Source organism: Amycolatopsis pigmentata, from assembly GCF_042684065.1.
In the GTDB taxonomy this organism is placed as follows: domain Bacteria; phylum Actinomycetota; class Actinomycetes; order Mycobacteriales; family Pseudonocardiaceae; genus Amycolatopsis_E; species Amycolatopsis_E pigmentata.
Map to the genome: position 1 here is coordinate 1 of NZ_JBHUKR010000022.1, position 23,287 is coordinate 23,287.

Below are 23,287 nucleotides of genomic sequence, written 5' to 3' on the forward strand. Positions count from 1 at the left end.
CAACCACCACGACGCCATGATCCACTACGGAGCAAGCGAGTGCCGTTGCAGTACTAAAGCGTCCGATAGGGGATATGGAATGTCACCCGGCTGCAGGAAGGAAACCCCGTGACGACGGTCTTGATCTGCGACGACCGACGCAGTGTCCGCGAAGGGCTGACCCGCGTGATGTCTGCCGTTCCCGGTGTCAGTCGCATCGACTGTGTAGCGCACGGTGACGAGTTGCTCGCCCGCTATTCGCGGCAGCCGGTCGACGTCGTGCTCGTCGGTACCCAGCGCGCGATGCCGGCCGGGGTCGAGGCGACCCGCCGTCTGGTGTCCGCCAACCCCCAGGCGAACGTGATCGTCTTCGGCGCGCCCGACGACGCGAGCAGCATCGCCGCGGCGATCGCCGGCGGTGCCCGCGGATACCTCCGCTGGGACGCCTCGCGTCCCGAACTCGTCGCCGCCCTGGCACACACCCTGGCGAGCACATCGGTCCCGGCGCCGCGGCAGCCCGCGGATCCCGGTGTCCAGCTCACCGAACGCGAGCTCCAGGTGCTGCGCGGCATGAGCCAGGGCAAGAGCAACGGCCAGATCGGGCGCGAGCTGTACCTGTCCGAGGACACGGTCAAGACCCATGCGCGCCGCCTGTTCCGTAAGCTCGGCGTCCGCGACCGTGCGCAGGCCGTGGCGCACGGCTTCCGCCGGGGACTCGTCTCGTAGCCGGGCGCATCCGCGGGCGTGTTCGCTCGTTGTCAGCTCGCAGACTTCGAGGAGTTCGCCGGCGCCGTCATTCCCTTGGCGCGCCGGTGACCACCGCGCAGCAGTGTGGTGGGTGCCGGACGGTACGGTAGGCGGGCTGGCGCGAACGATGCGGACATCGCGCGCCGTGGTTTTTGTACGCCTACACGTAACGCTGGGACTGTTGTCTGCGATGGCCAATGTGGGGGACGGACTGGACGAGCCGGTCGCTGCCGCTGTCGAGGGTGATCCCCAGGCGGTGGGGCAACTGCTCGCCGCGATCCGTCCTCTTGTGGTGCGGTACTGCCGCGCCAGGGTTGGCAGACAGGAGCGTTCGTTCGCTTCGGCAGACGATGTTGCTCAGGAGGTGTGTCTCGCGGTGCTCACGGCCTTGCCTTCGTACCGTGATCAAGGACGCCCTTTTCTGGCCTTCGTGTACGGAATCGCTCAGCACAAGGTGGCCGACGCGCACCGTGCGGCCGCACGCAACCGTGCCGAGCCGGTCGCCGAGATCCCGGACGAGATCGAGGGCGACATCGGTCCCGAGCAACATGCCCTGCAGGGGGAGTTGAACGAGCGCATGGCACAGCTCCTTCGGGTGTTGCCGGACAAACAACGCGAGATCGTGGTGCTACGAGTGGTCGTTGGTCTTTCCGCCGAAGAAACCGCGGACGCGGTCGGTTCGACCCCGGGCGCCGTCCGCGTGGCCCAGCACCGCGCACTGGCGCGGCTCCGCAAGGCGCTGGCGTCCGAGGAGGTGGCCTGAGTGTCGGACCGTGACAGCCGCGACGAAGTCAGACACACGCTCGAGGAATTCGGGCTCGACGACACCATGAGTGCTTCGAAGGCCGCCTTCGAAGCGGACCTTTCCGTGATCAACAGCGACGACGCCCTGCTAGACGCGCTCGGCGGCTCGGACCCGGAGAGTGCCGACGACCTCGGTGATCAGGACCTCAACGCGCTGCTGCTGGCGTGGCGGCGCGACATCGACAGCGAGCCGCTCGCCGAACTGGTCGACACCGACACGGCCGTGACCACGGTCAGGGCCGCGTCGTTGGCGCAACGGCACGGAAAGCGCGCGCGCCGGCGCCGCCTCCTGGTGCCGATCGCGGCAGCCGCCGCGGTGCTGGTGATCGCGTTCACCGGCACCGGTGTCGCGGCGCGCAGCGCCCAGCCTGGTGACACGCTCTGGGGCCTGACGAAGATGCTCTACGCCGACCACGCCCGCTCGGTCGAGGCCGCGTCGGCCGCGCGAACGGACCTCCAGCAGGCCAGTATCGCGCTCGCGCAGGGCAACATCCTCGCCGCTCAGCAGGCACTCGCCGCGGCGGCGGCCAAACTCCGTCAGGTCGCCGAAGAAGACAACCTCAGCCAGTTGATGGCCGAGCACCGGCACCTCAGCGACATGCTGCAGCATCCGGGGCAGGTCGTGTCGCCACCGCCGTCGTCTTCGACGGCCACATCCGTGACCTCGTCGTCCAGTTCGTCGCCGAGCAGTTCGCCGTCCACCACGTCCACGCCGTCGTCGTCGACCACGCCGTCCACGAGTTCGCCGAGCAGCCTGACCCCACCGCCCACCAGTACTTCCACGGTGTCGGGCCTGGAGGGCAGTTCGGGCCGGAGCGACACGTCCGCGGTCGGCCCCGGACTGTCTCCGGCCCAGGCGGGCGCCTCCGGTTCCCACAGCTGATCTTCCCCGCGCTCGAACGCAGGAAGGGGCGTTTACTACGGAACAGCGGCGTCAATCGGCGGCCGGACGAAAAGCGTGTCCGGCCGCGTGCGGTCGGCCTCCGGCGCACGTTTCAGGCCGTTGCCGACAGCCGTTGCCGCCTCCGGCCTAGCAAACGCCCTACCTGCTGAAACCGGGAGCTCAGTAAGCGGTTTCGTTGGCGGTTACGCCGTCAGCGAAACCCCGGCAGTAGTCCCAGCTGACGTAGTGAGCGGGGTCGGGATCGTAGGCGGGCTCGTGCGGGCGCATCCGGCCGTCCGAGAGCAACTGTTCGAGGCTGGCCCGCAGCAGATGCCAGTCGTGGTAGTGCGGCTGGTCACATTCACCGCAGTCCACCACGATCCCGCGGACCCCGCGAGGCTCCAGAAGCGCCTGGTAAACCGCGAGGTCAGCGAGGTCGGCGAGCAGTTCGGCCCGCGCCTGCGCGTCGATCGGCTCGGCCGGTTCATCGTCGAGCGCGCCCAGGCTCGAGGCAGGGTCGTCAGGGTCGTCGGCGAACGGGTCCGGGGGCAACACATCGTGCGGCACGCAGGGCACGGTACCGGGCCGGGGTGGGCAGCTGTCCAGTGCCTTTGCGGAACAGGCGTGAGCTGTGGTTTCCCGCGTCACGTTGTGCCCGTCCCGAGGCCCTGTCGTCGTCTTCGGCCTATAACATCGTGAGCAGGTTCGCCGGCAGCCGAGGAAGGTCAAGCACCAGACATGACGAGCGACTTCGCCCCCACTGACAAGTTCGCGATGCTGGGTCTGACCTTCGACGACGTGCTGTTGCTGCCGGCCGAGTCGGATGTCGTGCCGAGCGCGGTGAACACTTCGACCCGCCTCTCCCGCAATGTGACCCTGCGGGTCCCGCTGGTGTCCGCGGCGATGGACACGGTGACCGAGGGCCGGATGGCCATCGCGATGGCCCGCCACGGCGGAATGGGCGTGCTGCACCGCAACATGTCCGTCGACGAGCAGGCGGCCGCGGTCGAGGTCGTGAAGCGCTCCGAGGCCGGCATGGTGACCGACCCGGTGACCTGCTCACCGGACGACACCCTGGCCGACGTGGACGCGCTGTGCGCGCGGTTCCGCATCTCGGGGGTCCCGGTCACCGACGCCGCCGGCACCCTGGTCGGCATCATCACCAACCGCGACATGCGGTTCGAGGTCGACTACAGCCGCCCGGTCAGCGACGTGATGACGAAGCAGCCGCTGGTCACCGCTCAGGTCGGCGTGACCGCGGATGCCGCGCTCGGGCTGCTGCGCCGCCACAAGATCGAGAAACTGCCGATCGTCGACGGTGCGGGCAAGCTTCGTGGTCTGATCACGGTGAAGGACTTCGTCAAGACCGAGCAGTACCCGGACGCCACCAAGGACCCGGACGGCAGGCTCCTCGTCGGCGCCGCGGTCGGCGTCGGCGCCGCGGGGCATCAGCGCGCGATGGCGCTGGCCGATGCCGGGGTGGACGTGCTCATGGTCGACACCGCGCACGGGCATTCGCGCGCGGTGGTCGACATGGTCAGCACGCTGAAGAAGGAACTCGGCGACACGGTGGACGTCGTCGGCGGCAACGTGGCCACCCGCGCCGGGGCGCAGGCCCTGGTGGACGCGGGTGCGGACGCGGTCAAGGTGGGCGTCGGGCCGGGCTCGATCTGCACGACCCGGATCGTCGCCGGTGTCGGCGTGCCGCAGATCTCGGCGATCTACGAGGCCGACCAGGCCTGCCGGCCCGCCGGGATCCCGGTGATCGGTGACGGGGGCATCCAGTACTCGGGTGACATCGCCAAGGCGATCACGGCGGGCGCGTCCGCGGTGATGCTGGGCAGTCTGCTGGCCGGGACGGCGGAGTCCCCGGGCGATCTGATCCTGGTCAACGGCAAGCAGTTCAAGACCTATCGCGGGATGGGCTCGCTGGGCGCGATGCAGTCGCGCGACGGACGGAAGTCCTACTCGAAGGATCGCTACGCGCAGGACGACGTGCTGTCGGAGGACAAGCTCGTGCCGGAGGGTATCGAGGGGCGTATCCCGTTCCGCGGGCCTTTGGTCAACGTCGTGCACCAGCTTGTCGGCGGTCTGCGGTCGGGCATGGGATACGCGGGCGCGCAGACCATCGCCGAGTTGCAGCAGGCGCAGCTGGTCCGGATCACCGCCGCCGGGCTCAAGGAAAGCCACCCGCACGACGTCACGATGACGGTCGAAGCCCCGAACTACACGTCGCGGTAGCGGCTCAGGCGGGCTGATCGCGAGCCGCCAAGGCCATCCGGTGAGAATGGGCCGTCAACAACGGCGGTGAGATAGGGGACTGCAGTGCGCGACCTGGTCGAGATCGGCATGGGGCGTACCGCTCGGCGGGCGTACGACCTCGACGACGTGGAGATCGTCCCGTCGCGGCGGACCCGGTCGTCCGCCATCGTGTCCACCGCGTGGCAGATCGACGCCTACCGGTTCGATCTGCCCCTGGTCACGCATCCGACGGACGCGATCGTGTCCCCGGAAAGCGCCGTGGCGATCGGAAAACTCGGCGGGCTGAGCGTGCTGAACGCCGAAGGCCTGTGGGCGCGCCACACGAACGCCGCGGAAGCGATGCGGCGAATCGCCGACACCGCCAAGGACGAGGACCCGGCGGCGCTGATCCGGCTGCTTCAGGAATTGCACGCCGCGCCCGTCCAGCCGGAGCTGATCGCGGAGGCACTGCGGACGGTGCGGGACGCCGGGGTCACCGTGGCCGCGCGGGTCAGCCCGCAGCGGGCTGCCGAGCTCACGCCGCACCTGATCGCGGCCGGCGTGGAAATCCTCGTCGTGCAGGGCACGATCGTGTCCGCCGAGCATGTCGCCCGCGACGACGACACGCTGAATCTCAAGGACTTCATCGGCAGCCTGGACGTGCCCGTCATCGCCGGTGGCGTGGCCGACTACCGCACCGCGATGCACCTGATGCGGACCGGCGCGGCGGGCGTGATCGTCGGCCACGGCTTCACCCCGGGCATCACCAGTACCGACCGGGTGCTGGGGATCGGGGTGCCGATGGCCACCGCGATCATCGACGCGGCCGCGGCGCGCCGTGACTATCTCGACGAGACCGGTGGCCGGTACGTGCACGTTCTGGCCGACGGCGGGATCACGACGTCCGGCGACATCGCCAAGGCCATCGCGTGCGGCGCGGACGCCGTGATGCTGGGAGCTTCACTCGCCGCCGCGTCGGAGGCGCCGGCGCACGGCCTGTACTGGACGGCGGCGGCCGCGCACCCGTCGTTGCCGCGGTCGCGGGTCGCGGCGGGCCCTGACTTCGAAACGAGCCTCAACACGTTGCTGTACGGGCCGTCTTCGGACGCCGAGGGCTTGGTGAACCTCTTCGGCGGCCTCCGCCGGGCGATGGCGAAGACGGGTTATTCGGACCTGAAGGAGTTCCAGCGGGTGGGCCTGTCCGTCCGGCGCTAACTCGTCGGTAACTTACTCCTGGTCAGGAACCGCGGTGCGAGTTACCCTCGACGTGTGACCGCGAGTAACAGGAGTGCGCCGGACTACGACGTGATCGTCGTCGGGTCGGGTTTCGGAGGCAGCGTCGCGGCCCTCCGGCTCACCGAAAAGGGATACCGGGTGGCCGTCCTGGAGGCGGGCCGCCGATTCGCCGACGACGAGTTCGCCAGAACGTCGTGGAATCTGAAGCGGTACCTGTGGGCGCCCCGGCTCGGCTGTTACGGCATCCAGCGCGTGCACCTGCTCAAGGACGTCATGATCCTCGCGGGAGCGGGTGTCGGTGGCGGTTCGCTGGTCTACGCGAACACGCTTTACCGGCCGCTCAAACCGTTCTACCGGGACAAGCAGTGGGCGCACATCACCGACTGGGAGTCCGAACTGGCGCCGCACTACGACCAGGCGAGCCGCATGCTCGGCGTGGTCACGAACCCGACCATCACCCCGTCCGACGAGGTGATCCGCGCGGTCGCCGCCGACATGGGCGTGGCCGACACCTTCCACCCGACGCCGGTGGGTGTGTTCTTCGGCAAGCCGGGGGAGACCGTCGACGACCCGTACTTCGGCGGGGCGGGTCCCCGGCGCACCGGCTGCACCGAATGCGGGTCGTGCATGACCGGCTGCCGGGTCGGCGCCAAGAACACTCTGGTCAAGAACTACCTCTACCTGGCGGAACAGGGTGGGGCGGAGGTCTTCCCGCTGTCCACGGTGACCGCGGTACGGCCGAGGGGCGACGGTTCGTTCGAAGTGGACGTCCATCGCACCGGTGGTTCCGTCCGGCGGCATCGCCGTACGTTCACCGCAGGTCAGGTGGTACTCGCCGCGGGGACCTGGGGCACGCAGCGCCTGCTGCACACCATGCGGGACGACGGCACGCTGCCGCGGCTGTCCGCCCGGCTCGGCGAACTCACCAGGACCAATTCCGAATCGATCATCGGTGCCGCCCGGCGGGTGGTCGACCCGGAGCGCGACTTCAGCAGGGGTGTGGCGATCACCTCGTCCATCCATCCGGACGACGTCACGCACATCGAACCGGTTCGCTACGGCAAGGGCAGCAACGCGATGAGCCTGCTCCAGACGGTCGCCACGGACGGCGGTTCGCCGACCCCGCGGTGGCGGCAGGCACTGGGGTTCATGGCGCGGCATCCGGTCCGGGCGATCGGTCTGCTCAGCGGGCGCCGGTGGAGCGAACGGACGGTCATCCTGCTGGTGATGCAGAGCCTGGACAACTCGATCACCACGTTCACCAGGCGCGGGTTCTTCGGGCGGCGCAAGTACACGTCGAAGCAGGGGCACGGAGAACCGAACCCCACGTTCATCGCGGCCGGCCAGGAGGCGAACCGGCGGACGGCCGAGCACATCGGCGGCACCGCGGGCGGAACCTGGGGAGAGATCTTCGACATCCCGCTGACCGCCCACTTCATCGGCGGCGCGCCGATCGGAACCGGCCCCTCGGACGGCGTCATCGACCCTTATCACCGCGTGTTCGGCTATCCCGGTCTGTCTATTGTGGACGGTACGGCGATCACGGCGAACCTCGGGGTCAACCCGTCGCTGACCATCACCGCCCAGGCGGAGCGGGCGTTCTCCTTGTGGCCGAACAAGGGCGAGCCGGATCCGCGGCCGGACCAGTCGCAGGGCTACCGCCGCCTGGACCCGATCGCGCCGAAGAACCCTGCCGTGCCCCCGAACGCTCCCGCGGCCCTGAAGTAGCGGAGCAGGTGGGTTTGCTCGGCCGGAGGCGGCAGCGCTAGCCGCCTTCAGCGGGAGCTATCCGCCGGAGGCTGTGCACGCGGCCGGACACGCTTTTCGTCCGGCCGCCGATTCAGCACGGATAGTCCGTAGTAAACATTCCCTGCTCTCAGAACGCGGACCGTCAGAGAGGGAGGCCGGTGAGGACGGTGACGTGCTCCTCGGTCAGGTCGCGGATCGCGGCTGGTATGCCTTCTCGTCCGGAGGCGTCCGAAGGCACATCGCCAATGGTGACCGAGCCGATCACGAGTTCGGCCGGCGCGCGAGAGGAGAGGCGGACATCTCGCGTGAAGATGCCGGCATCGGTGCCGGAGTCGCCGATCGCGGTGAGGGCGGCGTCCGGGTCGTCCGCGACGGACACGGCGAGGACCGGGCCGGAGACGACTTCGGCCAGCACTTCCGGCGGGACGTCGGTCAAGACGGTCGGCTCGACGGTCGTGCCCTTCCACGAGCCGCCCGTGAGCACCTTCGCCCCGGCGGCCGTCGCCTTCTCGATCCACGCCACGAGCCGCCGCGCGGCGTCCTCATCGACGACGGGGCCGACGTCCACCGCCGGGTCGTACGGGTCGCCGGTGCGTTGCGCCTGGACAGCGTCCACCAGCGCGGGCACGAACTCGTCCGCGACCGTTCGTTCGACGATCGCCCGCCGCACCGCGGCGCGCGACTGACCGGCCTCACCGGTCGCGGAGGCGGCGATCCGCGCGGCCGCACCGCTGAGATCCGGCCAGTCGCTCAGGACCACGGCGGCCGTGTTGCCGCCCAGTTCCAGCACTACATGCTTGCGAGGTACGGCGTCCACGACGGACCAGCCGACCGAACGGGAGCCGCTGAAGGACACGACGGGCAGCCGGGGATCGGCGACCAGTGCCGCGGTTTCGGCGGTCCCGCTCAACGGGAGTACCGAGAACGCACCGTCCGGCAGGCCTGTTTCGGCCAGGAGCTCGCCGAGAACCAGTGCTGACAGCGGCGTCCGGAGCGCCGGTTTGACGATGACCGGGGCGCCGACGGCCACCGCGGGAGCGACCTGGCGCGCGACCTGGGCGAGCGGCGAGGCGGCCGGGGTGATGCCGAGCACGGGCCCGCGCGGCACGCGGCGGATCACCGCGAGCCTTCCTTCGCCGGTCTGCTCCGTCTCCAGCCGTCGCGTGCCGACGCCGAACTCGCGTGCCTCCTCCGCGGCGATCCGGAACACCGCGATCGCGCGGCGGACCTCGGCCTCGGCGTACCGCACGGGCTTGCCGCATTCCGCGGTGATCACTTCGGCGAGTTCCTCCGCGCGGGCGGCCAGACCGCGCGAAACGCGTTCGAGCACCGTGACCCGGAAGTGTGCCGGAGAGCGCCGGAGTTCGGGGGCCACGCACACGGCGGCGGCGACGGCCCGTTCGACCTGTGCGGCGTCGGGCACCGCGAAGTCGGCCACCTCGCTGCCGTCGAACGGATGGCTCACGACGAGGCGGGCTTCTCCCCGCTCTGGCCGTCCGGCGATCCAGGCCGGGCGCGGTTCCGGGGTGAAGGTGTCCATGCCTCAACCGTAGGCCGGGCGGAAACGCCCGGGGCGGGGGCACCGTGGTGCAGCTCACCTGGGACGATGGTGGAGAGCAACGCGAGCCCGAGGAGATGCAAGGTGCCCGGTCCGAGCCGTCCCGTGCTGGTCGTGGACTTCGGCGCGCAGTACGCGCAGTTGATCGCCCGCCGCGTCCGGGAGGCCCAGGTGTACTCCGAGGTGGTCCCGCACACGGCGACCGTCGACGAGATCATGGCCAAGGATCCGGCCGCGATCATCCTTTCGGGTGGTCCGGCGAGCGCCTATTCGCCGGGTGCGCCGGGCATGGACCCGGCGCTGGCCAAGGCCGGCGTTCCGGTCTTCGGCATCTGTTACGGCTTCCACCTTCTCGCGCAGGCACTGGGGGGAACCGTCGAGGCGACCGGTGCCCGCGAGTACGGGCGCACCGAGATCAATCTCCTCGCCGACGGAGGGGTGCTGCACCGCGAGCTTCCCGCCCGTCACCAGGTCTGGATGAGCCACGGCGACAGCGTCACGAAGGCTCCGGACGGTGCCGTGGTGACGGCGACTTCGGCGGGTGCGCCGGTCGCGGCGTACGAGAATCCGGCCGAGCGTTACGCGGGAGTCCAGTACCACCCGGAGGTCCTGCATTCCCCGCACGGCCAGGAGGTGCTGCGCAGGTTCCTGCACGAGATCGCGGGCATCCGTCCACAATGGACGACGGCGTCGATCGTGGACGAGCAGGTGGGCGCGGTCCGCGAACAGATCGGTGACGGCCGTGCCATCTGCGGGCTGTCCGGCGGGGTGGACTCGGCGGTGGCGGCCGCCCTTGTCCAGCGTGCCATCGGCGATCGGCTGACGTGCGTGTTCGTCGATCACGGCCTCCTGCGGGCCGGGGAGCGCGCTCAGGTGGAGCGGGACTTCGTGGCGGCGACCGGGGTCAACCTCGTCACGGTGGACGCGCGCGAACGCTTCCTCGACGCGCTGGCCGGCGTCAGCGACCCCGAGGAGAAGCGCAAGATCATCGGCCGCGAGTTCATTCGCGTGTTCGAGGGAGCCGAGCGCGACCTCAAGGCGCAAGGCGATTACCGGTTCCTGGTGCAGGGCACGCTCTACCCCGACATCGTCGAATCCGGGGGCGGCACCGGCGCCTCCACCATCAAGAGCCACCACAATGTCGGCGGCCTGCCGGAGGACCTGCGTTTCGAGCTGGTGGAGCCGCTGCGCCTGCTGTTCAAGGACGAAGTGCGCCGGGTCGGCCTCGAACTGGGCCTGCCGGAGACGATCGTGCACCGGCAGCCGTTCCCCGGCCCCGGCCTGGGCATCCGGATCATCGGCGAGGTCACGGCCGGCCGGCTGGAGACGCTTCGTGCCGCGGACGCGATCGCTCGCGAGGAACTCACCGCCGCCGGGCTGGACCGTGACATCTGGCAGTGCCCGGTGGTGCTGCTCGCCGACGTCCGCAGTGTCGGGGTGCAGGGTGACGGCCGCACCTACGGTCATCCCGTGGTGCTGCGCCCGGTGTCGAGCGAGGACGCCATGACCGCCGACTGGACGCGCCTGCCCTACGACGTGCTCGAGCGGATCTCGACCCGGATCACCAACGAAGTGGCCGAGGTCAACCGGGTGGTGCTGGACGTGACCAGCAAACCGCCGGGCACCATCGAGTGGGAATAGCCGTCCACAGACGAGCTTTCCCCCGGCGCGAGGCGTCGGGGGAAAGCGCTTTCAAAACGTCACCGTCGTCGCATCGACGCGCCCAGCATGAGGACTCCGACGAGCACCGCGCCCCCGGCGAGGACCCAGCGGAGGTCGAACGAGGGCAGCCAGTGCGCGCCGTCGGTGAGCACGTAAGCCGAGACCAACAGGGTGGCCACACCCAGGAGCAAGGTGAACGGATCCACTCCGCGCCGCTGTGGCCGTCGGCCGGTTTCGTCGTACTGGTAAGGGTTCTCAGGCACGGTTCACCTCCACGCGTCCCGCTCCGGCAGAGACCTTGAGCGTGATCTGTGCGCCGCCAGGGCCGTCCGTGCCGAGATCGGTACCCGAGACCGTCGATGGGTTGGTCCCCTTGGCGATGTGCCCCAGGCAGTCGACGTCACCGACACGGACATCACAGGCGTACCGCACATCGGCGTCGGCGGGTACGACCACCGTCGTCGTCCCGGCGCCGTTCAGGACCTCCGTGGAGACCACATCGGTCCTGGCCAGGTTGGTCAAGACCAGGTTGATGTCCCCCGCGGTGTGCTGATAGACCGGCTGGACCTCGGCCGCCGTGCCGGGGACCGCGTCGATGTCACCGAACCCGCCGTGATAGCTGGGAAACGGCACCGCGGTCGTCACCAGGCCCACGATGGACAACGGGACCGCCAGCGCGATCAGGCCGCGCCCACCGCGCAGGAACGCGCCGGTCACCATGCCCAGGCCGAGCACGCTCAGCGTCAGGCCGATCACATGCGGCGGCGAGAACCAGGCCACCCCCATGGCACCCAGTGCGACGCCGGCACCGGCCACCAGAAGCGCGACGGCGAATGTGATGACGCCCACCTTCGCGTTACGTCGCCGTGCGGGAGCGGGCGGAGGGGTTACGGGTGGCTCCGGCCGGGGGTCGGGCAGGTCCCAGGCCAACGGGTCCGCCCCGAGCGGGTCCCACCCGGACGGGCTTTCCGCCGTACCGGAAGACGCCGAGGGGGTCGAAGTGGTGGAGAAGGCCGCCGTGGGCCCGGTGGGCCCCGTGACCGGCGGGCGGTACTCCTGGCCCCGGCCGCGGTGCAGCAGGTAGAGGCCCGTCACCAGCAGCGCCGCCGCGAGCAGGCTGCCCCCGTCGAACCACCCGCCGCCGAAAGCCCAGCCGGTGAGCGGAAGCAACGCCACGGCCAGCACGATCGTGAACGCCCTTGACGTCGAGCTCCGTCCGCGGCCGAACAGCGCCTCGACCGGGGAGACCTCGTCGTTTTCGGCGGGGAAGAACAGCCATCCCAGCACGTACAGGGAAATCCCCACGCCGCCGAAGATGGTGGCGGTCGCGAACGCCACCCGGACCAGGACCGGATCGACGCCGTAGCGGTCGGCGATGCCGGCCGCTACGCCGGCGACCTTCCGGCCATGCCGGGGCCGCCGCGGCCGGGTAGCCCAGAAGTCCTTGAGAGTCTCCTCGAAATCGCCCAGGCCTGTGGGCCGCGACCGTTCGGTTGCACCAGTCATGGCACCGAGCATCCGCCGTGCGCGCCCCGCGCACATCCGGGAAGCTCCCTGAGATCGAGGTTCAGGGTCTTTCCCCGATGCGTTCTCGCTTGCGGCCGTGTGACCATCCCAGAACGATGGACAACGTGCAGGAGAAGCCCCGTGAGAGGGCCGTGACGCCGGCGCCCGAGCGGGCGCCGGCCGAATCCGCGGGTCCGCGGAGGATGTACCGGCACCGGTCGGGGCGCACGCTCGCCGGAGTCGCCGCCGGACTCGCCGACCATCTCGGGGTGCGCGTGCTGTGGGTGCGCGTCACCTTCGCCGTGCTGGCCGCCTTCGGCGGCGCCGGCCTGTTCGCGTATGGGCTGTTGTGGGTGTTCGTGCCGCAACGCTCGAACGAGGAAGCCGTCCAGCCCGCCTCACCCCGCGACCGGCAGCAGGCGCTCGCGTTGCTGGTGCTGGGGATCGGGCTGGCGTTGGGCGGGAGCACCGTGACGGGCGCCCTCAGGGGGTGGGTGGCGGTGCCGCTGGCCGTCGCCCTGGTCGGTGCCGCGGTGGTGTGGCGTGAGGCCGACGAGTCCCAGAGGCGCCGGTGGCGGGTGGGGGCGCGGTCCGGGGTCACCGGGGTCGTGCTCGGCGGCGGTGGCTGGTCGGCGGTGGTGCGGGTACTGGCCGGCGTCGCGCTGGTGATGACCGGGATCGGGGTCGTGGTGCTCCGCAGCGGCAGCTTCGACCAGGTCCAGTTCGCCCTGATCGCCGTGCTCGCCACCCTGGTGGGAGTCGCGGTCCTCACCGTTCCGTTCTGGCTTCGCATGGTGCGCGACCTCGGCGAGGAACGCCGGGTCCGCATCCGCAGCGAAGAGCGCGCGGAGATCGCCGCGCATCTGCACGACTCGGTGCTGCAGACGCTGGCCCTCATCCAGAAACAGGCCGACGCGCCCAAGGAGGTCGCCCGACTGGCGCGCGGCCAGGAACGGGAGTTGCGCGGCTGGTTGTACGGGGCATCGGGATACGGGGCCCGCGAGGAGGTCGCTCCCGCGCAGCTGTCCGCCGCGCTCGCCGCGGCGTGCGGTGAGGTGGAGGACACGTTCGCGATCTCCGTGTCGCAGGTGGTCGTCGGAGAGGCGGAGCTCGACGAATCCTTGACCGCTTTGGTGCAGGCCGCACGAGAGGCGATGGTCAACGCCGCCAAGCACGCCGGGGTCGAAGAAGTCAGCGTCTATGCCGAGGTCGAACCGGCGTCGGTGACGGTTTTCGTGCGCGACCGGGGCAAGGGCTTCGACCCGGATTCGGTGTCGGAGGACCGGCACGGGCTCGCCGACTCCATCCACGGCAGGATGGAACGCAACGGCGGAAAGGTCCGGCTGCGGACCGCACCCGGCGAGGGAACCGAGGTGCAACTGGAAATGCCGCTGCCGAAGAAGGGATCGTCGTGAGCGAGACACCTGTGACCGTGTTCCTGGTCGACGACCACGCGCTGTTCCGGGCCGGGGTGCGCACCGAGCTGGATTCGATCACCGACGAGGTCCGGGTGGCCGGTGAAGCGGGCACGGTCGGCGAGGCGGTCACCGGGATCCTGCGGACCAAACCACAGGTCGTGCTGCTGGACGTGCACATGCCCGACGGCGGCGGCGCCGAGGTGCTCCGGCGCGTGCGGCCCGAACTGCCGGACGTGGTTTTCCTGGCGCTGTCGGTGTCCGACGCGGCGGAGGACGTGATCGCGGTGATCCGCGCGGGGGCCCGCGGGTATGTCACGAAGACGATCTCGTCGAAGGAACTCGTGCGCGCCGTCATCCGGGTCGCCGACGGCGACGCGGTGTTTTCCCCGCGTCTGGCCGGCTTCGTGCTGGACGCGTTCGCCGACCGGCCCGGATCGGCCCCGATCAACGATCCCGAGCTGGATCTGCTCACCCCGCGCGAACGCGACGTGCTCCGCCTGCTCGCCCGGGGCTACGCGTACAAGGAAATCGCCGCCGAGCTGTTCATCTCGGTGAAAACGGTCGAGACGCACGTCTCCAGCGTGCTCCGCAAGACTCAGCTGTCGAACCGCTACGAGCTGTCCCGCTGGGCATCCGACCGCCGCCTCGTCTGAGGCAGGTCAGAGGAACACCAGTTGTGTGATGCCGATGCCGATGAGCACCGCGCACAGGACCATGGCCACGGTGAGGATCAGCGCGCGAATCTTGGCGGGGGAAAGAGCGATCACCGGTTGCTTGGCGGGCGGGGACACCCGCGGGGTGAGCACGGCGATCGGAACCGTGGGCATCGCCGGCGCCGTAGGCGGGATGAACGCCGTCTGACGGCCCTGAGTGATCGCCTGGAAAGCCGTGATGCTGTCCGACAACGTGGGGCGCGACAAAGGATCCTCGCGCAACATTTTCATCAGTGCCCCGGTCAACTGCCCGGCGCGCTGTGGTTGCCTCGGCGTCCCGTCGTCGCCGAACGGCGGCACACCCTCCACGGCGAAATAGATCGTGGCGCCAAGGGAAAACACATCCGACGCGGGTTCCACCGGCCCGCCCTTGGCGAGTTCGGGGGCGCGGAACGCGGGATTGGGCCCGGCGCCCCAGATCCCGATGTCGGTCACCTTCACCCCGCCGTCGTCCGCGAGCAGCACGTTGCCCGGTTCGAGACTGCGGTGCAGCACCCCTGCCTGGTGCGCCGCGGTCAGCGCGGACGCGAGCTGGATACCGAGGAAGGCGGCCTGCTCCGGGGTGAGACTTCCGTGCTCGCCGAGGAAATCCGCCATGTTGCGGGACGGGACGTACTCCATCACCAGCCACGGATCGGTTCCGTCGAGCACGACGTCGTACACGGTGATCGCGCAGTTGTGCAGGACCCGGGTCGCCGCGCGGCCTTCCTGGACGGCGGTCTCGGCGGCCTCCCCGACCCCAGGCTGGACATACATTCGCTTGGCGGCGACGGTGCGGTTCAAGAGCGTGTCGTGGGCGAGCCAGACCATGCCTGCACGCCCACGGCCGATCGGCTGGTCGAGCCGATATCTGCCGCCGACGAGTGAACCTTCAATACCCACGGGAACCTCTCGACGCGCTGTGACAGCCACCATCCACTTTACGGACCTGCCGGACTCGTTTCAGTCGAGGACGGAGGCTTCGAACTCGACGACGGAGTTGTCGAGCGCTTACTACTGCTGGTGGTGGAGGCGGGCTGGTCCGACGTGGACGAGTCCTGGGCGACCGTGGACCGGCGTGAACTCCGCTGAGCGGTGGACTCGTTCTGGTTCGACGCCGTGATCGTCGCGGTCGCGGTCGCGGTGATCTCCACCGAAGAACTCGACGTGGGCAGCGGGGGCACCTGCGCGGGATTGCTCGGCGTGTTGGCGTTCGAATCGTTTTTGTTCGGACTGAACAGCCAGATCACCAGGCCCACCAAGGCGATCGCCGCGACCCCGGCGATGATGGCGGGGACTTTCCACTTGCCTGCCTGCTCGTCGTCCTCGCCATCCTCGGGATAGCCGTCGTCGTACCCGTCATACCCGGCGGCGGCCTGGTTTCCGTTGCGGTCGTAGTCGTGGGCCGGGTAGGCGGTGGTCCGTCCGTACGCGTCGTTTTCGTAGTCGTCGTCGTAGTCGTCGTAGAAGTCCGCCGCCGGGTTGTTGCCGGCCGCGCCGACGCCGGCGATCGCCCTCGTGGCCGCCGCGCCGCCGAGCATTCCGCCCGCGGCGGCGAGGCGGGTGGGGTCGTTCGAACCAACGAGCGGGGCCTCACCGCGCGCGACCGCGCTCAACATGCGCTCGGCCTCCGCGGCGGTCGGCCGTTGCTGGGTCTCGAAATGCAGCAGGACGGCGAGCACGCCGGCGAGTGGACCGGACCGCCGTGGTGGGTTGATCTGACCCGCCGCGACCGCGTGGAGCAGCCCCAGCGTGTTTTCGCTCAACCCGAACGGAGGCTGCCCTTCGCAGGCGGCGTACAACGTGGAGCCCAGCGAGAAGATGTCCGACTCGGGTCCCGGATCGCCGCCGACGGCCACTTCGGGGGCGAGGTAGGCGGGCGTGCCGGCGATCATCCCGGTCTTGGTGACCGTGACGTCGTCCTTGGCCCGGGAAATGCCGAAGTCGGTGATCTTCACGTGGCCGTTGTCGGCCAGCAGGATGTTGCCCGGCTTGATGTCGCGGTGCACGATGCCGACCGCGTGGGCTTCCTTCAACGCGGCCGCGATCTGCGCGCCGATCCGGGCGACCTCGGTCGGCGCGAGTGTCTTGTGATTCCGCAGGACTTCGGCGAGGCTGGTCGACTGCAGGTATTCCATGACCAGGCACGGATGCCCGTTGTCATCGGTGACGACGTCGAAGACGGTGATCGCGTTCGGGTGGTGCAACCGGGCGGCGATCCGCCCCTCGCGCATCGTGCGCTGCTTGGCGTCTTCGGCCTCGTGCGGGTCGAGTCCCGGCTGGAGCAGCAGCTGTTTGACCGCCACCGTGCGCGCGAGCACCTCGTCGTGTGCCTGCCAGACGGCACCCATGGCACCGCTGCCGATCTTTCGTACGATCCGGTAGCGGCCGGCCACCAGGCGACCATCGTCGCTCACGCGACCTCCTTCTCCGGCTGCCTTCCAGGGTACGACTGCTTGCCGCGCGCCCTGAACGTATGCACCTGTACCGGTCCGTGGGCCGGTTCAGCCGAGACCAGCTCGGAACAAGGCTAGGGTGCTCACTCTGCGCACATTCACTCGGCACTCTCAGAGGCCACACGGGGTGGTCTGAAACACAGACTAGAGCTGTTCGGCCGAGAGCAGTACGACCCGGGAAATCACGGTATCGCCATCACCTGTCAACCCGAACTGCTGGGTGACCCGCAGGCGGGCGCCGTCCTGCCGGAGCATGGTCACCACGGCGATCACCGAACCGTCCGGCTGCACCTTGGCCGTGTCCACCTGCACCTTGCTCATCGACGACCAGGCGCGCACCAGGTCGCCGGGCTGATCTCCCGCCACCTCCGGCGACAGCATGGCCAGTGCGTCCTGCGGCCGTTGCGACGCCATCCGCTGATAGAACTGTTTGACCAGGTCCACCCCGTCGTCCGGGCGGTCGGGTGCCTTGGTGGCGCTTGCCGGAGACGAGCTGGGCGCCGGCGGATTGGCTCCGGTGACCGGAATCTGCGCCGGCGTCGTCGCGGCCGGCGGGCGCGACTCTTCCCGCAGCGGCCTTCCGTTGCCCTGGAGCGCGAAACCACCGAGCGCGGCCGCACCGGTGATCGGTGGCGGCACCGGGTTCGGTCTGGCTGTCTGATCGCTCCGGGTCCGGGTGACCAGCGACGAGGCTACGACGGCGCCCACCAGCAGCGATGCCGCGGTGGTGAGCCCGGCGAGCTTGGCCGCCTTCGCCAGCCGGCCCTCCGGCTCACGCGGAGGGGGCACCCGGCGTCTCTGGCCGACCCTGGGCGGGGGCAGGAACTTACCCGATTCGTGGGCGCTGTCGATCGGATACTCGCGTCCCAGCAAACCGTCGGTGTCGAACGCCTCCGCGGTGAGGAGGTCGTCGACGGTCAGGGTGTCCGGCGATCGCCGGGTCCGCCGCCGGTCGTGCACGACTCTCATGGCCTCTGCTTCTTGATCGAGGAGATGTCTGGCACGTTCATCAGCGAACCGTGCCAAATCGTTACCGGCCAGGGTTCGTCGGTGGAGTGCACCCTGGGGACGACGAACGGCGTTCAATGTCACCCGACCGGCGCAACGTGTGCGCTAGCCGTCGCTGTCGATCTTGCCGCGCGAGAAGGTCAGGACCCGTTGCTCGATGGCTTGTGTGCCGTCCTTGTACACGGTCCGGACCGTGCAAACGGTTCGGCCTTCGTACTGATGGACCTTGACGTACTTGACCACGAAGTAGGCAACCCGCGAGTACTTCCGGGCCAGTTCGCCGGCACCTTTGCGCCGGAGATCCCCGGAGGTCATCGCGTGGGCGGCCGCGGGATTTTCCGTCACGGCGGCGAAGAATTTCTGGGAGTCCTCGGCGAACTCGCCCGGACTGCCCTCGGGCAGTGCGACCCGGAAGGGGTCCGCGTCGTAGGGGGCCGGCGACCACGAGGGCTTCGGCGGGATCGGCGAGGCCATGGGCGGTGGCGCCGCATCGGAAGGCGAGGCCGTGGCGCGCGGGATGCCCGCCGAGGCGTCCACCGACTCCGGTTGCCGAACCGAGGCCGGTGACGACAGGAGCCCTCCGGAGGACTGCGAGCCGGTGATCTTTTCGACGGCGGGGTAGTCGCCGGTCGCCGGTTTCCCGGTGACGGTGTCGGCCTGTTCACCGCCGACCGCGGGCTGTCCGCCACCGAGCCCGGGGACCCAGCCCTCACCGGGCTGATGCGCCGGGGCCTTGCCGACCAGCGCGGAGCCCGCGAACAGCAACGCGAGTACGACCCCACCGGAGGACGCGGTGGCGAACCACGCCGCCCTGCGCCAACTGCGCGGAGGGGTCACCGACGCGGGCACGCTGCCCAGGTCGAAGGTGCCCAGCCCGGTGTCCGGCGGAAGCGCGTACACGCGGACGTCGTCGGCGGTGGCGGGGCGTTCGGGAGCGGTCAACTTGACCCTGGCCCGCTGGGGGACCGGCAACTCGCCGTGCGCGGGCGGATAAGCGGGGTCGGCGTGCTCGGCGGGCACCATCACCGGGAGCAGGCCACGTACGGGGTGGTCGACGGGGTCGTTCCATCCGTGGCGGCGACCGGTGGGCTCGGTGTCGTCGGAGACGCGTGGCGTCCACGTGCCCGTGTCGCCACGGCGATGCCTGCCGGAAGACGTGGAGAAGTGTTCGGTCGGTTCGGGCCCGGGGTTCATGCCGGCCGGACGCCCCCTCTCGCGTCCGCTGGCACCCCAGCGGCGCTCACTGACCCCACGGGCGGCGCTTCCGGCCCGAAAACCGTGCGATGGTGCGCGCATGCCGCCCACGACCTGGCGAGCGTTTCCCGGGTGGCATGCGGTATCACGCCCACCAGGGTAAGAGCCCGGGCAGGCGAGAAAAGGGCGAGCGCGGAAGTTCACTCGGTTGGCGTGCACACGATCGTGCAAGCGCGACTTGCCGTGTGACTCCGGGCCCGGTCCACCGCTATCCGCCGCTGCGGTACTTCGCCTGCGTCGACTGTAGCGCCTTCGTCGCCACCGTACCGCTACCCACCGCGATGACGATGGCGAGGATGTCCATGGCGGTGCCGCCCGAGGTGAGCAGCCAGGCGAACAGTGACGCCGCGGTGGTACCGCCGGCGACCGCCCACCGGCCGCGGACGTACTCGGCGATCGGCGCCCCGCCCGCGCGTTTGCGCGCCGCGTTGTTGAGCAGTGCCAGGTAACCGACATGGCCGAGCGCGGCCAGCACACTGGCTATCGCGATCACGACCGCGATGAAATTAATCATGTCTCCAGTGTGCCCGCACCGGGCCGTCAGGTGGGTCGGGGAAGCCCCTGATTTTCTTCGGCCCGTCCTGAATGGACGGCGCGCGCGGAACGCGTCCGCAGAGGGCGGCCCGTGACGGCCGAGTCACCTCTCCGTCACGGGTGACCTGCCCGTCTGTTCAGCGCCCGAGCCTGCCGCGGCCCAGGTTCAGCAGCGCCATGGCCAGCTGCCGCCCGTCCGGGCCCAGTTCGCGGTAGCGGGCGAGCACGTCCATCTCCCGGTTGTAGACGATGCGCGTGCCACCTGCCGCCATCCGCGCGGCGCCGATCCGCCTCGAAACCTCGACCCGGCGCTTGATCAGGCGCAGGATCTCCGCGTCCAGCCGGTCGATCTCCTTGCGTAGTTCGGCGACCTCCTCCGCGGATGCGATCGGTTCCGCCGAAGAGGGTTGGTCGTTCGTCTGAGCGTTCACTTTCGAGACCTCCGGTCAGGCCGAATCCCACCTGGTCCCCAGGCCGACGAAAGCCCCGGGTCCGTGGACTCCGGGGCTTGCGGTGATGGCGGTTGGCGGCACTACGCGATCACGGGAGCCGGAGTCCGGGTCCCGTAGAAAAATCGATGCTGGTGATGCCGCATGCGGTCAGTATGGCACAGGACGGCGGTATGCCCGGAACGCGGCGTGGACGGCCAGGCTCACCCCGAGCCAGAACAACGGGATGACGGGCCAGAAGAACACCGCGCCGGAGACGATCCAGTGCGCGATGATCATCACGGTGAGCACCGCGACCACCCCGGCGTGGACGAGCAGCGGCGACGGGTACCGCCCCGGCGGGCGCTGTTCCGGCGGGAGATCGGCGATGAGTTTTCCGAGGTCGTCGAGGTACTTCGCGGCATAGACGGCGCCGAGGCGCTGCTCGGTTTCTTCGAGCGTGAGCCGCCCCTCGGCGCTCGCGCTCTGCAGTCGCTTCGCGACGCGCTCGCGCTCGACGTCGGAAGCCCGGATTCTGTTTGGCGTGTCGCTCATACCGTCGATGGTCCGCGGCATGGGAGGCTTCGGCATCGGCCCCTGGGCGTCACTTCGGAATACGTACACCGCGGTAGGTCGTCAGTCCCGGTTGAGTCCCCCGAGTAGCGTGGTTACCTGATGAGCACCCTTTTCGATCTCCCCTCCTCCAAGCCCGGGGCCCACGCCGAGCTCCTCGCGGACCTGAATCCCGCACAGGCCGAGGCCGTCACGCATGCCGGCTCGCCGTTGCTGGTCGTCGCCGGAGCGGGTTCGGGCAAGACCCGGGTGCTGACCCGCCGGATCGCCTACCTACTCGCCGAGCGCGGGGTGCAGCCCGGGCAGATCATGGCGATCACCTTCACCAACAAGGCCGCGGCCGAGATGCGCGACCGGGTGGCCGCGCTCGTGGGCCGCCGGGCGAACGCCATGTGGGTTTCCACGTTTCACGCCATGTGCGTGCGGCTTCTGCGGCGCGAAGCCAAGACCCTCGACATGTCGTCGAGCTTCTCGATCTACGACTCCGACGACACCCGGCGCCTGATCACGCTGGTCGCGCGCGACCTGGACATCGACCCCAAACGCTATCCGGCGCGCGCTCTCGCGGTGCACATCTCCAACCTCAAGAACGAACTCGTCGATCCCGAGGGGGCCTCCGCGAAGACCTCCAACGACCTGGAACGCCGGGTCGCCGAGGTCTACACCGAGTACCAGCGCAGGCTTCGGCTGGCCAACGCGATGGACTTCGACGACCTGATCATGCGTTCGGTCCGGTTGCTCCAGTCGTTCCCCGACGTCGCCGAGCATTACCGGCGCCGGTTCCGGCACGTCCTCGTGGACGAGTACCAGGACACCAACCACGCGCAGTACACGCTGGTCCGCGAGCTGGCAGGCACCGAGCGGACGGATTCGGGCGTCGATCCTTCCGAGTTGTGCGTGGTGGGTGACGCCGACCAGTCGATCTATGCCTTCCGTGGCGCGACGATCCGCAACATCGAGGAGTTCGAACGCGACTTCCCCAAGGCGCGGACGATCCTGCTGGAGCAGAACTACCGGTCCACACAGACGATTCTCTCCGCGGCCAACGCGGTGATCGCCCGCAATCCGAACCGGCGGGACAAGCGGTTGTGGACCGACTCCGGGGAAGGCGAGAAGATCGGCGGCTACGTCGCCGACAACGAGCATGACGAGGCCGCCTTCGTCGCCGGCGAGATCGACTCGCTGGCCGACCAGGGCGAGGCCCGGTACTCGGATGTCGCGGTGTTCTACCGGACCAACAACCAGTCCCGCGTGTTCGAGGAGATCTTCATCCGGCTCGGCCTGCCCTACCGTGTGGTCGGCGGTGTGCGCTTCTACGAGCGGCGCGAGGTGCGGGACGCGCTGGCCTATCTGAGGGTGATCGCCAACCCCGAGGACACGGTGAGCCTGCGCCGGATCCTGAACGTCCCCAAACGCGGCATCGGAGACCGTGCCGAAGCGGTCGTCGCGGCGCATGCCGAGCGCGAGCGGATTTCCTTCGCCGCCGCCCTGCGCGACGCGGTGTCCGGTGGGGTGGCGTTGCTGAATCCGCGCTCGGCCAAGGCGATCACCGGTTTCGTGGACATCCTGGACGGGCTCCGGGGACTCGCCGATGACGGGGCCGAGGTGGCCGACATCCTCGAGGCCGTGCTGGAGCGCACGGGATACCGCGCCGAACTCGAGGAGTCGGAAGACCCACAGGACGCCTCCCGGCTGGACAACCTGACCGAACTGGTGACCGTGGCCCGCGAGTTCACCGAATCGGCGGCCGAGATCGCCACGGCGGAGGACGAGGACGCGGGCGTGCCCGAGCCAGGTTCCCTGCCCGCGTTCCTGGAGCGGGTCTCCCTGGTCGCCGACGCGGATTCGGTGCCGGCGCCGGACGGTGAGGACGACCCGGACGACACCGGCGTGGTCACGCTGATGACCGTCCACACGGCCAAGGGACTGGAGTATCCGGTGGTCTTCTGCACCGGGTGGGAAGACGGCGTCTTCCCGCATCTGCGCGCCCTCGGAGAACCGGCCGAGCTGGCCGAGGAACGACGGCTGGCCTACGTGGCGATCACCAGGGCCAGGAAGCGGCTTTACCTGTCCAGGGCCATCACGCGGTCGGCGTGGGGTCAGCCGATGACCAATCCGGCGTCACGGTTCTTCGACGAGATCCCGAGTGAGCTGATCGACTGGCGCCGGGAAGAGCCCTCTTCGGCATCCTCGGGTTACGGTTCGCCGCGCGCGGCGACCACCTGGGGCAGGCGTACGCCCGGCGGTGACTCGGCACAGGCCGGGGTCGCCGCGCGGGGTATGCGCACCACCGCGTTCAAGGGCTGGCAGAACACCGCCGCGATGAAGCTGGAAGTCGGCGACCGGGTCAGTCACGACAAGTACGGCCTCGGCACGGTGGTGGAGGCACAGGGCGAGGGGCCGCGTGCCACCGCGACCATCGACTTCGGGGCCTCGGGCCGGGTCAAGCTGATGCTCATGGGCAGCGTCCCGATGGTCAAGCTCTGAGCTCGGCCGTTCCGGCCCCGCGCGTGGCCTTCCACCCGCGCCGGGGCCGTTCGCGCCCGGAATTGTCGGACC

Annotated in this window: 21 protein-coding genes; 10 read left to right on the forward strand and 11 right to left on the reverse strand. The window is 69.6% G+C overall.

Features of this window, described 5'->3' with window-relative positions; all coding sequences use genetic code 11:
- The first annotated feature begins 108 nt into the window (after positions 1 to 108).
- The 3 genes from ACFSXZ_RS34675 (at position 109) to ACFSXZ_RS34685 (ending at position 2,413) form a co-directional block, all read left to right on the forward strand.
- Positions 109 to 705 (forward strand): response regulator transcription factor, encoded by a 597-nt coding sequence (locus tag ACFSXZ_RS34675; RefSeq protein WP_027940930.1) that lies wholly within the window; start codon positions 109 to 111, stop codon positions 703 to 705.
- 211 nt (positions 706 to 916) lie between these two features.
- Positions 917 to 1,489, forward strand: a complete 573-nt coding sequence (locus tag ACFSXZ_RS34680) for a sigma-70 family RNA polymerase sigma factor (RefSeq protein ID WP_378270109.1) — start codon at positions 917 to 919, stop codon at positions 1,487 to 1,489.
- Complete coding sequence (locus tag ACFSXZ_RS34685; RefSeq protein WP_378270110.1) at positions 1,490 to 2,413, forward strand: anti-sigma-D factor RsdA; 924 nt, start codon at positions 1,490 to 1,492, stop codon at positions 2,411 to 2,413.
- A gap of 180 nt (positions 2,414 to 2,593) precedes the next feature.
- On the opposite strand, the gene ACFSXZ_RS34690 is transcribed toward ACFSXZ_RS34685, so the two are convergent.
- Positions 2,594 to 2,989: a DUF5319 domain-containing protein gene (locus ACFSXZ_RS34690; RefSeq protein ID WP_378270112.1), complete on the reverse strand. Its 396-nt coding sequence runs from the start codon at positions 2,987 to 2,989 to the stop codon at positions 2,594 to 2,596.
- Between the two features lie 162 nt (positions 2,990 to 3,151).
- Between ACFSXZ_RS34690 and guaB the strand changes: the two genes are divergently transcribed.
- The 3 genes from guaB to ACFSXZ_RS34705 all read left to right on the forward strand — a co-directional run bounded on the left by guaB (position 3,152) and on the right by ACFSXZ_RS34705 (position 7,618).
- The gene (gene guaB, locus ACFSXZ_RS34695) at positions 3,152 to 4,654 is read left to right on the forward strand and encodes an IMP dehydrogenase (protein WP_378270114.1); all 1,503 of its coding nucleotides are present in this window, start codon (positions 3,152 to 3,154) and stop codon (positions 4,652 to 4,654) included.
- Between the two features lie 84 nt (positions 4,655 to 4,738).
- Positions 4,739 to 5,869: a GuaB3 family IMP dehydrogenase-related protein gene (locus tag ACFSXZ_RS34700; RefSeq protein ID WP_378270115.1), complete on the forward strand. Its 1,131-nt coding sequence runs from the start codon at positions 4,739 to 4,741 to the stop codon at positions 5,867 to 5,869.
- Positions 5,870 to 5,923: 54 nt separating this feature from the next.
- A complete protein-coding gene (locus tag ACFSXZ_RS34705; RefSeq protein ID WP_378270116.1) occupies positions 5,924 to 7,618 on the forward strand; it encodes a GMC family oxidoreductase N-terminal domain-containing protein in 1,695 nt (564 codons plus the stop codon).
- Between the two features lie 163 nt (positions 7,619 to 7,781).
- On the opposite strand, the gene ACFSXZ_RS34710 is transcribed toward ACFSXZ_RS34705, so the two are convergent.
- Complete coding sequence (locus ACFSXZ_RS34710) at positions 7,782 to 9,179, reverse strand: aldehyde dehydrogenase family protein (RefSeq protein WP_378270118.1); 1,398 nt, start codon at positions 9,177 to 9,179, stop codon at positions 7,782 to 7,784.
- 102 nt (positions 9,180 to 9,281) lie between these two features.
- Between ACFSXZ_RS34710 and guaA the strand changes: the two genes are divergently transcribed.
- Positions 9,282 to 10,838 (forward strand): glutamine-hydrolyzing GMP synthase, encoded by a 1,557-nt coding sequence (gene guaA / locus ACFSXZ_RS34715; protein ID WP_378270120.1) that lies wholly within the window; start codon positions 9,282 to 9,284, stop codon positions 10,836 to 10,838.
- 59 nt (positions 10,839 to 10,897) lie between these two features.
- On the opposite strand, the gene ACFSXZ_RS34720 is transcribed toward guaA, so the two are convergent.
- Complete coding sequence (locus ACFSXZ_RS34720; protein ID WP_378270121.1) at positions 10,898 to 11,122, reverse strand: hypothetical protein; 225 nt, start codon at positions 11,120 to 11,122, stop codon at positions 10,898 to 10,900.
- On the reverse strand, positions 11,115 to 12,365 hold the full coding sequence (locus ACFSXZ_RS34725; protein WP_378270122.1) for a PspC domain-containing protein: 1,251 nt from the start codon (positions 12,363 to 12,365) through the stop codon (positions 11,115 to 11,117). The genes ACFSXZ_RS34720 and ACFSXZ_RS34725 overlap by 8 nt, the downstream gene beginning before the upstream one ends.
- Positions 12,366 to 12,481: 116 nt before the next feature.
- Between ACFSXZ_RS34725 and ACFSXZ_RS34730 the strand changes: the two genes are divergently transcribed.
- Together ACFSXZ_RS34730 and ACFSXZ_RS34735 are read left to right on the forward strand one after the other, a co-directional pair.
- Positions 12,482 to 13,780 carry an ATP-binding protein gene (locus tag ACFSXZ_RS34730; protein WP_378270123.1) on the forward strand — a complete coding sequence of 433 codons (1,299 nt, stop codon included), beginning with the start codon at positions 12,482 to 12,484 and terminating at the stop codon, positions 13,778 to 13,780.
- A complete protein-coding gene (locus tag ACFSXZ_RS34735) occupies positions 13,771 to 14,436 on the forward strand; it encodes a response regulator (protein ID WP_378270441.1) in 666 nt (221 codons plus the stop codon). The genes ACFSXZ_RS34730 and ACFSXZ_RS34735 overlap by 10 nt, the downstream gene beginning before the upstream one ends.
- Before the next feature lie 6 nt (positions 14,437 to 14,442).
- Here ACFSXZ_RS34735 and ACFSXZ_RS34740 read toward each other — a convergent pair whose 3' ends face one another.
- From ACFSXZ_RS34740 to ACFSXZ_RS34770, 7 genes are all read right to left on the reverse strand, one after another.
- Positions 14,443 to 15,378 (reverse strand): serine/threonine-protein kinase, encoded by a 936-nt coding sequence (locus ACFSXZ_RS34740; protein WP_378270124.1) that lies wholly within the window; start codon positions 15,376 to 15,378, stop codon positions 14,443 to 14,445.
- Positions 15,379 to 15,416: 38 nt separating this feature from the next.
- A complete protein-coding gene (locus tag ACFSXZ_RS34745; protein WP_378270125.1) occupies positions 15,417 to 16,892 on the reverse strand; it encodes a serine/threonine-protein kinase in 1,476 nt (491 codons plus the stop codon).
- Between the two features lie 183 nt (positions 16,893 to 17,075).
- Complete coding sequence (locus tag ACFSXZ_RS34750) at positions 17,076 to 17,900, reverse strand: hypothetical protein (RefSeq protein ID WP_378270127.1); 825 nt, start codon at positions 17,898 to 17,900, stop codon at positions 17,076 to 17,078.
- 144 nt (positions 17,901 to 18,044) lie between these two features.
- Positions 18,045 to 19,133: a hypothetical protein gene (locus tag ACFSXZ_RS34755; RefSeq protein WP_378270129.1), complete on the reverse strand. Its 1,089-nt coding sequence runs from the start codon at positions 19,131 to 19,133 to the stop codon at positions 18,045 to 18,047.
- A gap of 268 nt (positions 19,134 to 19,401) precedes the next feature.
- On the reverse strand, positions 19,402 to 19,707 hold the full coding sequence (locus ACFSXZ_RS34760) for a hypothetical protein (protein WP_378270131.1): 306 nt from the start codon (positions 19,705 to 19,707) through the stop codon (positions 19,402 to 19,404).
- Positions 19,708 to 19,864: 157 nt separating this feature from the next.
- Positions 19,865 to 20,158 (reverse strand): chorismate mutase, encoded by a 294-nt coding sequence (locus ACFSXZ_RS34765; protein ID WP_378270133.1) that lies wholly within the window; start codon positions 20,156 to 20,158, stop codon positions 19,865 to 19,867.
- Positions 20,159 to 20,326: 168 nt separating this feature from the next.
- Positions 20,327 to 20,710, reverse strand: coding sequence for a DUF1707 SHOCT-like domain-containing protein (locus ACFSXZ_RS34770; protein WP_378270135.1), 384 nt, complete (start codon positions 20,708 to 20,710; stop codon positions 20,327 to 20,329).
- Between the two features lie 120 nt (positions 20,711 to 20,830).
- Between ACFSXZ_RS34770 and pcrA the strand changes: the two genes are divergently transcribed.
- Positions 20,831 to 23,215, forward strand: coding sequence for a DNA helicase PcrA (gene pcrA / locus ACFSXZ_RS34775; protein ID WP_378270136.1), 2,385 nt, complete (start codon positions 20,831 to 20,833; stop codon positions 23,213 to 23,215).
- Positions 23,216 to 23,287: the final 72 nt, after the last annotated feature.

Excerpts from the sequence above, each read along its gene's own strand:
- ACFSXZ_RS34680 (WP_378270109.1), top strand. The coding sequence starts at position 917 with ATGGCCAATGTGGGGGACGGACTGGACGAGCCGGTCGCTGCCGCTGTC.
- guaB (WP_378270114.1), top strand. The coding sequence starts at position 3,152 with ATGACGAGCGACTTCGCCCCCACTGACAAGTTCGCGATGCTGGGTCTG.
- ACFSXZ_RS34710 (WP_378270118.1), bottom strand. The coding sequence starts at position 9,179 with ATGGACACCTTCACCCCGGAACCGCGCCCGGCCTGGATCGCCGGACGG.
- ACFSXZ_RS34725 (WP_378270122.1), bottom strand. The coding sequence starts at position 12,365 with ATGACTGGTGCAACCGAACGGTCGCGGCCCACAGGCCTGGGCGATTTC.
- ACFSXZ_RS34730 (WP_378270123.1), top strand. The coding sequence starts at position 12,482 with ATGGACAACGTGCAGGAGAAGCCCCGTGAGAGGGCCGTGACGCCGGCG.
- ACFSXZ_RS34750 (WP_378270127.1), bottom strand. The coding sequence starts at position 17,900 with ATGAGAGTCGTGCACGACCGGCGGCGGACCCGGCGATCGCCGGACACC.
- ACFSXZ_RS34755 (WP_378270129.1), bottom strand. The coding sequence starts at position 19,133 with ATGAACCCCGGGCCCGAACCGACCGAACACTTCTCCACGTCTTCCGGC.
- ACFSXZ_RS34760 (WP_378270131.1), bottom strand. The coding sequence starts at position 19,707 with ATGATTAATTTCATCGCGGTCGTGATCGCGATAGCCAGTGTGCTGGCC.
- ACFSXZ_RS34770 (WP_378270135.1), bottom strand. The coding sequence starts at position 20,710 with ATGAGCGACACGCCAAACAGAATCCGGGCTTCCGACGTCGAGCGCGAG.
- pcrA (WP_378270136.1), top strand. The coding sequence starts at position 20,831 with ATGAGCACCCTTTTCGATCTCCCCTCCTCCAAGCCCGGGGCCCACGCC.